11 protein-coding genes are annotated in these 9,424 nt (G+C 64.8%); 10 read left to right on the top strand and 1 reads right to left on the bottom strand.

Annotated elements, in window-relative coordinates; genetic code table 11:
- On the top strand, positions 1-393 hold a 393-nt coding region (locus HV711_RS30195), incomplete at its 5' end, for a septal ring lytic transglycosylase RlpA family protein (RefSeq protein ID WP_254604929.1).
- A gap of 405 nt (positions 394-798) precedes the next feature.
- On the opposite strand, the gene HV711_RS30190 is transcribed toward HV711_RS30195, so the two are convergent.
- On the bottom strand, positions 799-1,317 hold the full coding sequence (locus tag HV711_RS30190) for an MFS transporter (RefSeq protein WP_035485435.1): 519 nt from the start codon (positions 1,315-1,317) through the stop codon (positions 799-801).
- On the opposite strand from HV711_RS30190, the gene HV711_RS30185 reads away from it, so the two are divergent.
- The 9 genes from HV711_RS30185 to HV711_RS30145 all read left to right on the top strand — a co-directional run bounded on the left by HV711_RS30185 (position 1,306) and on the right by HV711_RS30145 (position 9,420).
- Positions 1,306-1,509, top strand: coding sequence for a helix-turn-helix domain-containing protein (locus tag HV711_RS30185; protein ID WP_425195035.1), 204 nt, complete (start codon positions 1,306-1,308; stop codon positions 1,507-1,509). The two genes, HV711_RS30190 and HV711_RS30185, sit on opposite strands and share 12 nt — an antisense overlap.
- Before the next feature lie 144 nt (positions 1,510-1,653).
- A complete protein-coding gene (locus HV711_RS30180; RefSeq protein WP_013592231.1) occupies positions 1,654-1,917 on the top strand; it encodes a helix-turn-helix domain-containing protein in 264 nt (87 codons plus the stop codon).
- A gap of 2 nt (positions 1,918-1,919) precedes the next feature.
- Positions 1,920-3,269 carry a type II toxin-antitoxin system HipA family toxin gene (locus HV711_RS30175; RefSeq protein ID WP_028361930.1) on the top strand — a complete coding sequence of 450 codons (1,350 nt, stop codon included), beginning with the start codon at positions 1,920-1,922 and terminating at the stop codon, positions 3,267-3,269.
- A gap of 92 nt (positions 3,270-3,361) precedes the next feature.
- Positions 3,362-4,048: a GntR family transcriptional regulator gene (locus HV711_RS30170; RefSeq protein ID WP_082201605.1), complete on the top strand. Its 687-nt coding sequence runs from the start codon at positions 3,362-3,364 to the stop codon at positions 4,046-4,048.
- Positions 4,049-4,346: 298 nt separating this feature from the next.
- Positions 4,347-4,934: an amino acid synthesis family protein gene (locus HV711_RS30165; RefSeq protein ID WP_013592234.1), complete on the top strand. Its 588-nt coding sequence runs from the start codon at positions 4,347-4,349 to the stop codon at positions 4,932-4,934.
- The gene (locus HV711_RS30160) at positions 4,924-5,802 is read left to right on the top strand and encodes an alpha/beta fold hydrolase (protein WP_035485429.1); all 879 of its coding nucleotides are present in this window, start codon (positions 4,924-4,926) and stop codon (positions 5,800-5,802) included. Before HV711_RS30165 ends, HV711_RS30160 begins: the two co-directional genes overlap by 11 nt.
- The gene (locus tag HV711_RS30155; protein WP_035485426.1) at positions 5,795-6,763 is read left to right on the top strand and encodes a flavin reductase; all 969 of its coding nucleotides are present in this window, start codon (positions 5,795-5,797) and stop codon (positions 6,761-6,763) included. The genes HV711_RS30160 and HV711_RS30155 overlap by 8 nt, the downstream gene beginning before the upstream one ends.
- A 99-nt stretch (positions 6,764-6,862) precedes the next feature.
- Positions 6,863-7,906, top strand: a complete 1,044-nt coding sequence (locus HV711_RS30150) for an LLM class flavin-dependent oxidoreductase (protein ID WP_013592237.1) — start codon at positions 6,863-6,865, stop codon at positions 7,904-7,906.
- A gap of 41 nt (positions 7,907-7,947) precedes the next feature.
- A complete protein-coding gene (locus HV711_RS30145; RefSeq protein ID WP_035485423.1) occupies positions 7,948-9,420 on the top strand; it encodes an aldehyde dehydrogenase in 1,473 nt (490 codons plus the stop codon).
- The last annotated feature ends 4 nt before the right edge of the window (positions 9,421-9,424 follow it).

Below are 9,424 nucleotides of genomic sequence, written 5' to 3'. Positions count from 1 at the left end.
CGGTTCTCCTTGGTTCCCTGTTCGGGAGGTTGGTCCTGGAAACCCGATTCTCTCGGATTCCACTGGCGAACCGCCGCCTTCAACCTTCAACTACGCCTGGGACATTGCCCCGCGAGCGGCGAACGCTACGACATGCATGCATTGACGGCAGCGCACCGCACCTTGCCGTTAGGCGCCTGTGTGCGTGTGACGTCGCTGGTCCGTACACGTTCTGTCGTCGTGCGTATCAACGACAGAGGGCCATTCGTGCGCGGACGGATCATCGACCTCTCGTACGCCGCCGCGGAGGCACTCGGCGTTCGCCGGGCCGGCAGCGCGCAGGTCAGGCTCGAGCACGTCGCGCCCGTGCGCGGCGCGGATGGCGTGCGCCGCTGCATGGATCTGCCGGCCTGACATTGCGCTTTAACAGCCAATGCGCGGCGGTTTCACCCGGCTTACGCGCGAATAACCAGCGCCTGTGGTTTGTGACCGCGTGCTGCGGCGGGACTGTAACAAATCGTCGCGTGTGTAAAGGGCGCCGCTTTTGAAGCCTTTAGTCATAACTTTTTCGCGCCGCATGGAGCGCTGCTCCGCAGTGGCCGGGCGCTAAGGGCTGCGTAATAACTACCGCCCGAACTACCGCCCGCGTCGTTACAAAAGCAGTTCTTTCATCTTGAGGAAGATTTTCGTAGCAGTTATTTTTTCTCCACTCGTGTGGGCAGCCCCCGCGAGCGTGTGGTGTTTTTTGAAGCGGCGTCGTCCCACGCGGGCACGACGCCGTTCTTTTATGTGGGAACGCGAGGAGCGCGATCAAGCTGCTCAGGCCGTCCCGGTTCGGCGGCTGGCCGCAGCGTGCGGCGCCATGCCTGGCTGCTCGATTCGCCGATACGCGGCCTCGGAGAGGACCCACGCAAACCCGATCAGCGCCGCGGCCACGACGCTCAGATAGCGGCCGCCAATGGACTGCAGCACCGCGCCGCCGAGCAGTCCCGAGCACGCGAGCCCGATATACGTGGCCGTATTGTTGAGCGCGACCAGCAACGGCGCGACGTGCGGCGACAATTGCACAAGCCGGTGCTGCTGCGGAACGATGAGGCCCGAGCCGCAGATTCCCCGAACCGTCAGCGCAAGCGCGGCGCTCAACGTATGCCCGGAAGTCCACGGCAGCGCGCAGAAGTTGACGGCGGCCACGCACAGCATCGCGTTGATGATGTGGCGACTGCGGAACTTGTCGACGAGCCGTCCGGCCCACAGGTTGCCTCCCGTCGCCGCCACGCCCCACAACAGGAACATGCCGGCCAGAATGCGCTCGTCGCCGTGCGTCACATGATTCAACATCTGCGCGTCGAAGCGGCGAGGCTGATGCTGGAGCAAGGGCGTCTGTCACTGGATGTAATCGCGGACCAGGTGGGGTTGAACAATCGCGAGCGGATGAGACGCGCGTTCCTGCGCACCGTCGGGCAGCCGCCCGAGGCAGTGCGGCGCTTGAGCCGCGAAACGCGCGGCGCGCTGGGGCAACGTCCGGGCTAGTCGCGGACCACGGCACTCCCCTATGCCGGCGCGGGGGCTGGGCGGCGAGGGGCGTCCGCGATAGGGAAAATATCCGTATTGCAGCTAATTTGATTTTAGCCGGATAGCAGCTAAAATGGAGATAGCCGAATAACGGATATTTCTATGACTTCCGCTCCCTCCAGTCAGCCGCTGTTCACCGCAACGCAGCTCAGTCAGTTGCTGGTCGCGTCGCGCAAGCGGCGCAAGCTCACCCAGGCGGAGCTCGCGCAGCGTGTCGGCTTGAGTCAGAACCGCATATCGTATCTGGAAAGAAATCCCGAGGATCTCAGCTTCCGGCAATTGCTCAGCTGGTGCGCGGCCATCGGCCTCGAGCTGCGTCTCGGCGAGCGGGGCGGCGTCGAATCCACCAGCGTTTCGGAGTGGTGAGCATGGGCCGCCGCTCGCATAGCCAGACGCTTTCCCTGTGGGCCAACGGCGATTTCGTTGGGCGTTGGACCATCAATGCCAATGGCGAATCCGAGCTGCAGTACGACAGCGCCTGGTGTCGATCGCCACGTGGGCGGCCGATCTCGCTGTCGCTGCCGTTCAATCTGCACAACGAGGCGCTCAGGGGAGATCGCGTCTCTCACTACTTCGACGGCCTTCTGCCGGACAACGAGACAATTCGAAGGCGAGTGGCGGCGCGGTTCAAGACCGGCTCCATCGAAGCGTTCGATCTGCTTTCCGCCATCGGCCGCGACTGCGTGGGCGCGCTTCAACTGCTGCCGGACGACGCGGTACCGCAGGGCATCGACAAGGTGGAGGGTGTGGTCGTCGACGAAGAGGCCATTGAGCGGCACCTGCTCGAAGTGGTCAGTCCCGAGCGCTTTGCCGCGGCGAGAGACCCCGACGACGACTTCCGCATCTCGCTGGCGGGCGCCCAGGAAAAGGACGCATTCCTGTGGTGGGATGGCCAGTGGATGAAGCCGCGCGGCGCGACACCGACCACGCACATCTTCAAGCTGCCTATCGGCATGGTGGGCGGCCGCAAGGCCGACTTCACGACCTCCGTCGACAACGAATGGCTGTGCATGCGGCTTCTGAAGGCCTACGGGCTGCCCACGGCCGACGTGCGCATCGCGACGTTCGGCTCGCAGCGAGTGCTTGTCGTCGAGCGTTTCGACCGGGTCCTCTCCCGCAGTGGAAAGCAGCTGTTCCGGCTCATCCAGGAGGATTTCTGTCAGGCAACCGGCACCTCGCCCCTCGTCAAGTACGAGAACGAGGGCGGCCCCGGCCTTGCGACGCTGTTCACGCTATTACAGCAGTCGCAGCAGGCGGAGGAAGACATGCGCACGCTCATGGCCTCGCAGATCATTTTCTGGATGATGCGGGCGCCGGACGGGCACGCAAAAAACTTCAGTCTCCAGTTGCTGGCCGGCGACGGCGGACGCTTCAGGCTGACGCCCATCTATGACGTGATGTCGGCCTACCCGGTGATCGGCGACGGGCCGAGCCAGTGGGCGGAGCAGGAAATCAAACTGGCGATGGCCCTGCTCGGCAAGAACAGGCACTATCAGATGCACAAGATCGAGCGGCGCCATTTCAACAGCACGGCGAGGAAGGTCGGCTATGGCGAGAACGCCGAGCCGCTGCTTCAGGAGATCATTGCCCGCACGCCCGGGGTCGTCGAACAGGTTCGCGCCGAACTTCCGCAGGGCTTCTCGGAGCAGGTGGCCGACAAAGTGCTGGGCGGGATGCTCGAGGCGGCGCGCGCGCTGGAACGCATGCCCGCAACCTGACAGGTCGAACAAGCGATAATATGGCATTCCATCGGCCGGCGCCGATCCCTCGGGCGCCGGCCGGAGTCGAGCCCCTCTCCTCTTTGCCGCCTATGTCAGACCTTCGCATCGACCGCAACGCCAAAACGCTGCGTGAGCTCACGCTTGAAAAACTGCGCGGCGCCATCGTGCAAGGGTACTTTCGACCCGGCGCGCGGCTTGTCGAGCGTACGCTGTGCGACGAACTGGGCGTGAGCCGCACGGTGGTGCGCGAGGTGCTGCGGCATCTGGAAACGGAAGGGCTGGTCGAGATCGTCGCCCGGCAAGGCCCGATCGTCGCGCGGCTCGATCCCGACCAGGTGGCGGAAACCTATGAATTGCGCGGCCTGCTCGAAGCCAATGCCGCGCGGGCTTGCGCGGAGCAGTCGTCGCCGGAACTCGTCGCGCGGCTGCGCGGGCTGCGCCAGGTCATCGAAGACGCGTTCGAGAAAAATGACCTGCCGCGCGTGCTCGAATACACCGAGCTTTTCTACGATGCCATGTTCGAGGGCGCGCACAAGCACGTCTCGCTCAGCGTCGTGAAAACGTTGAATGCGCGCATCAATCGGCTGCGCGCGCTGACCATCGCGACGCCGGGGCGCGGCGACGAGTCGAATCAGGAGATGAACACGCTGCTCGACGCGATCGAGCGGCGCGACGGCGACGCCGCCGCGGCGGCATCGGCTGCGCACATCAAGCGGGCCGGCGAACTTGCAATGAGCGCGCTCACACAGCAAGCGGAGCCGGCCGTGGGCGAGTGACGCGAAGTCAACGCGAATGAAGTGAAGGCCGCCGGTCTCCCGGCGGCCTTTTTCATTTGACCGCACACCGCATACCGCACACCGCATACCGCAACCTCAGTCCAGGCTGCAGCCGACGCCGTCGCCCGCCTCGTCGTGCGAGTGCCTGCCGGAAATCGTGCCTGAACGCGCACGCCTGATCTCATGGTATTCCATAATACTGATTAGCTTGGTGTCCGCCATAAGATGGCATACCATAATCTCAACGATCTGCATCACACTGGACATCCCGGGCTGCGGCCCCCGTCAGGAGAACGATATGAAGCTGGAAGTGCGCAAGCTGGTCACCTATGTCGAAGACACTTTCATCGAGGGCGGCCGCGCGGCTGTGCGGCCGCTCAAGCTGTTCGGGGCGGCGGCGGTGCTGCGCAATCCGTGGGCAGGGCGCGGTTTCGTCGAGGACCTGAAGCCGGAAATTCACGGGCTCGCACCGCAACTGGGCGAAATGTTGACGGCGGAAATGCTCCGCGTCGCGGGTTCCGGCGAGGCGATTGAAGGCTACGGCAAGGCTGCGATTGTCGGCACCTCCGGCGAGATCGAGCACGCGTCGGCGCTGATCCATACGCTGCGCTTCGGCAATCACTACCGCAAGGCCGTCGGCGCAAAGAGCTATCTGAGCTTCACGAATCTGCGCGGCGGTCCGAACTGCCCGATCTCCATTCCGCTGATGCACAAGCACGACGAAGGCATGCGCTCGCACTATCTGACGGTGCAGTTTTCGATCGTCGATGCACCGGCGCCGGACGAACTCGTCGTCGCGCTCGGTGCTTCGATCGGCGGCCGTCCGCATCATCGGATCGGCGACCGCTATCAGGACCTCAAGGAGCTCGAGTCCAATGAAGCCTGAGTTCGCGCCCGAGCGAGCCGCGTCGCGCGGCGCGGCCGGCGGCACCAGCTACAGCGTGTATGCGCCGCGCTCGCCGGATGCGCTCGCCACCGTCGTGCTGATCCACGGGGTGGGCATGAACCGGAGCGTGTGGGCGCCGCAGATCGACGCGCTGGCGGCAAGCTACCAGGTTCTCGTCTACGACATGCTTGGGCACGGCGAGAGCGCGCTGCCGAGCGCCACGCCGACGCTCGCGGAATACGCCGCGCAGCTAAAGGTGCTGCTCGATGCCATGGGAATCGGGCGCGCGCATGTGGTCGGGCATTCCATGGGCGCACTCGTCGCACTCGAATTCGCGCTGGCGCATCCACAACGCACGCTGAGCGTCGCGGCGCTCAACGCGGTTTATGACCGCACGCCCGCACAACGTGAAGCGGTGATGTCCCGCGCGGCCTCGCTCGGCGAAACGCCACCGGAAGCGGGCGTGGACGCCACGCTCTCGCGCTGGTTCGGCGACCCGGTTCCCGGGCACCTGACGCAGGCGGCGCAAGCGGTGCGCGCGCTGCTGCTTTCCGTCGATCCGCTCGGCTACGCGCGCACGTACCGCCTGTTCGCCGCTTCGGACGATGCGCATGTCGGCCGGCTTGCCAATCTGGCCGTGCCCGCGCTCTTCCTGACAGGCGAGTGCGATCCGAATTCGAGCCCGGCGATGTCGCGCGCGATGGCCACCGCGGCGCCCCACGGCCGCGCGGAAATTCTCCCGAACGCGCGCCATATGATGAACCTGACGGACCCCGCGCGCGTGAACGAACGGCTGCTCGCGTTCCTCGCTGAAGCAAACGCCGCACGCCATGCCCACGCATCGATCATTGGAGCAAGTCATGAATGAGCCGGCTACCCACCAGGCTTTCGACGCCGCCGAATTCCGCCGCGCGCTGGGCGCATTCGTGACGGGCGTGACCGTCGTCACGACGATTCAGGCCGACGGCTCGCCACGCGGCTTTACCGCCAACTCGTTCACCTCGGTATCGCTCGATCCGCCGCTGATTCTGGTGTGCATTGCCAAGACCGCGTCGAGCTATGCCGTGTTCTCCGGGACGAGCCACTTCGCCGTCAGCGTGCTGGCGGAAGATCAGAAAGCCGTGTCGGGCGTGTTCGCCTCCAAAGTCGCCGACAAGTTCGCGCAGGTCGCCTGGGAAACGCGCAACACGGGCGCGCCGGTGATGAAGGGCGCGGCGGCGAGCTTCGACTGCGCGACGCACGAGGTGGTCGACGCGGGCGACCACATCATTCTGATCGGACGCGTGCTCGATTTCGTTCACACGAGCGCGTCGCCGCTCGGCTACTGCCGCGGCGCCTACGTGAACTTCAGCCTTTCGCAGGATGCGCTCGCCGCTGCGGGTTCGCGCGCGCAAGTCGGCGCGATCCTCGAACATCGCGACGGACTTGTGCTGCTCGAAACGCCGCAGGGGCTGAAGCTGCCGACGGGCATCAAGCTCGAGCCAGCGAGCGACGCCGCGAGCCTGCGCGGCCTGCTCACGAAGTTCGGTCTCAACGTGCATCTGGACTTCATTTTTGCCGTGTTCGAATCGGGCAGTGCGCAGGCAAGTGGCCCGTTCGCGAGCGTGCAGATCTACTACCGCGGCCGCGTCATCGACAACGGTTCCGCGTGGATGGACAGCGCGATCCGCATCGTGCCGCTTGCGCAAATTCCGTGGGATCAACTGCACGACGAAGCCGTGCGTTCGATGCTGCAACGTTACGTGCGCGAACGCAGTGAAGACGCGTTCGGCATTTATGTCGGCGATACGGAAGCCGGCAAGGTCCAGACGCTCGCGCTCGCGCACTGACATCGCCGCTCACGAGCATGCTCCGCTTCGCCAACGAATTCGCTGCCCGCGATTGCACGCCTACGCGCCGCCCGCAGCACCCACGGTAAAGGAATCATCATGAAGTTCTCGTTGTTCCTGCATATGGAGCGCTACGACGACACCACGTCGCATCGCGAACTCTTCGACCAGATGACCGAACTCGTGCAGATCGCCGAGCGCGGTGGTTTCGAAACCGCGTGGATCGGCGAACATCACGCGATGGAATTCACGATTGCGCCAAATCCGTTCGTCAATCTCGCGTATCTCGCGGCGAAGACGGAGCGCATCCGTCTCGGCACCGGAACGGTGATCGCCCCGTTCTGGCATCCGATCGCATTGGCCGGCGAAGCGGGCATGGTCGACGTCGCGAGCAACGGCCGGCTCGATCTGGGCATTGCGCGCGGCGCCTATTCGTTCGAATACGAGCGGCTTGTGCCTGGACTCGACGCGATGACAGCCGGCGCGCGGATGCGCGAACTCGTCCCCGCGTTGCGCCAGCTTTTCAAGGGCGACTATGCGCATCAGGGCGAATTCTGGTCCTGGCCGACAAGCACGCCGGTGCCGCGTCCGGTTCAGCAGCCGCATCCGCCGCTATGGCTTGCCGCTCGCGATCCGAACTCGCACGCGTTCGCCATTGCGAACGGCTGCAACGTGCAGGTGACGTCGCTCGCGCAGGGCGACGCCGAAGTGGTGAGCCTCATGGAGCGCTTTAATGCCGCCTGCGCCGCGAATCCGGACGTGCCGCGCCCGCAGGTGATGATGCTGATGCACACGTTCGTCGGCGCGAACGCCGCCGAAGTGGATGCGGCCGTCGAAGACCTCGCGCAGTTTTACCGCTACTTTAGCAAGTGGTTCAAGAACGAGCGCCCGATCGAGCAAGGCTTTATCGAACCGATTACGGATGCCGACATCGACATGTTCCCGCAGTATTCGTCCGAAGCCATCCGTAAGAACCTCGTGATCGGCGAACCGAAGCAGGTGATCGCGCGCCTGAAGGGTTATGAGGAACTCGGCTACGACCAGTACAGCTTCTGGCTCGACAGCCATATGAGCTTCGAGCGCAAGCGCAAGTCGCTGGAACTCTTTATCTCCGACGTGATGCCCGCATTCGGCGCGCACTGACACCGACGCCGATACCTGTTCAATATCCCGGAGTGGCTGACATGGTTGAGCGGTTCCAGCAATACATCGACGGTGCGTTCGAAGATGCGCGCGAGTCTTTCGACAGCGTCGATCCGTCGACGGGCGAGGTGTGGGCGCGCATGCCTGCTGCCAGCGAGCATGACGTCGACCGAGCGGTTCAGGCCGCGCATCGCGCGCTCACCGACCCGGCGTGGGCGAATCTCACGGCGAGCGCGCGCGGCAAGCTGCTTTACACACTCGCGGATCTCGTCGCGCAGAATGCGCCGCGTCTGGCCGAACTCGAAACGCGGGATACCGGCAAGATCATTCGCGAGACGAAGAGCCAGATCGGCTATGTCGCCGAGTACTACCGCTACTACGCGGGCGTCGCCGACAAGATTCAGGGCGCGTGGCTGCCCGTCGACAAGCCCGACATGGAAGTGACGCTGCGGCGGGAACCGGTTGGTGTCGTCGCCGGGATCGTGCCGTGGAATTCGCAGCTTTTTCTGTCGGCCGTGAAGATTGGCCCGGCGCTCGCCGCGGGTTGCACGATCGTGCTGAAGGCTTCCGAAGACGGCCCCGCGCCGTTGCTCGAATTCGCGCGGCTGGTGAACGAGGCGGGCTTTCCCGGAGGGGTCGTGAATATCGTCACGGGCTTCGGCAACGACTGCGGGCGCACGCTGACGAGTCATCCGCTCGTGTCGCGGATTGCCTTTACGGGCGGTCCCGAAACCGCGCGCCACGTGGTGCGCAATTCGGCGGCGAATCTCGCGGCCATGTCGCTCGAGCTGGGCGGCAAATCGCCGGTACTTGTCTTCGAGGACGCCGATCTGGAAAGCGCGTGCAATGCCGTGATCGCCGGCATTTTCGCGGCGAGCGGGCAGAGTTGCGTCGCCGGTTCGCGGCTCGTTGTCCAGCGCGGCATTCATGACGCCCTGATTGAGCGGCTCGTCGCGAAAGCGCAGGCGATCCGCATCGGCAATCCGCAGGATGCGGCCACCGAAATGGGGCCGCTCGCGACGCGCCGGCAACTGGAGCACATCGAAAACGTGCTGCGTGCGAGCGTCGCAGCCGGCGGCCGGATAGTGACGGGCGGCAGGCGGGCCGACGGTTTTGCGCGTGGCAACTACTTCCTGCCGACCATCGTCGATTGTCCGGACTCGCGGGTGCCAAGCGTGTCGGAAGAACTGTTCGGTCCTGTGCTGAGCGTCGTCACGTTCGATACCGAAGCCGACGCCATTGCGCTTGCGAACGATACGCGCTATGGCCTCGCCTCCGGCGTGTTCACCCGCGATCTCACGCGCGCGCACCGTCTCACGCGCGCGTTGCGGGCCGGCATCGTGTGGGTCAACACCTATCGCGCTGTCTCGCCCATTGTGCCGTTCGGCGGCTACGGTCTGTCCGGGCTCGGCCGCGAAGGCGGCCTCGAAGCGGTGCTGGAGTACACGCGCACCAAATCTGTGTGGATCCGCACATCGGACGAACCGATCGCCGATCCGTTTGTGATGCGCTGAGCGC

The organism is Paraburkholderia phenoliruptrix (assembly GCF_902859825.1).
Lineage (GTDB): Bacteria > Pseudomonadota > Gammaproteobacteria > Burkholderiales > Burkholderiaceae > Paraburkholderia > Paraburkholderia phenoliruptrix.
This window is presented reverse-complemented; position numbering and strand designations above follow the sequence as displayed.

Excerpts from the sequence above, each read along its gene's own strand:
- HV711_RS30160 (WP_035485429.1), top strand. The coding sequence starts at position 4,924 with ATGAAGCCTGAGTTCGCGCCCGAGCGAGCCGCGTCGCGCGGCGCGGCC.
- HV711_RS30150 (WP_013592237.1), top strand. The coding sequence starts at position 6,863 with ATGAAGTTCTCGTTGTTCCTGCATATGGAGCGCTACGACGACACCACG.
- HV711_RS30175 (WP_028361930.1), top strand. The coding sequence starts at position 1,920 with ATGGGCCGCCGCTCGCATAGCCAGACGCTTTCCCTGTGGGCCAACGGC.
- HV711_RS30180 (WP_013592231.1), top strand. The coding sequence starts at position 1,654 with ATGACTTCCGCTCCCTCCAGTCAGCCGCTGTTCACCGCAACGCAGCTC.
- HV711_RS30190 (WP_035485435.1), bottom strand. The coding sequence starts at position 1,317 with ATGTTGAATCATGTGACGCACGGCGACGAGCGCATTCTGGCCGGCATG.
- HV711_RS30170 (WP_082201605.1), top strand. The coding sequence starts at position 3,362 with ATGTCAGACCTTCGCATCGACCGCAACGCCAAAACGCTGCGTGAGCTC.
- HV711_RS30155 (WP_035485426.1), top strand. The coding sequence starts at position 5,795 with ATGAATGAGCCGGCTACCCACCAGGCTTTCGACGCCGCCGAATTCCGC.
- HV711_RS30185 (WP_425195035.1), top strand. The coding sequence starts at position 1,306 with ATGATTCAACATCTGCGCGTCGAAGCGGCGAGGCTGATGCTGGAGCAA.
- HV711_RS30145 (WP_035485423.1), top strand. The coding sequence starts at position 7,948 with ATGGTTGAGCGGTTCCAGCAATACATCGACGGTGCGTTCGAAGATGCG.
- HV711_RS30165 (WP_013592234.1), top strand. The coding sequence starts at position 4,347 with ATGAAGCTGGAAGTGCGCAAGCTGGTCACCTATGTCGAAGACACTTTC.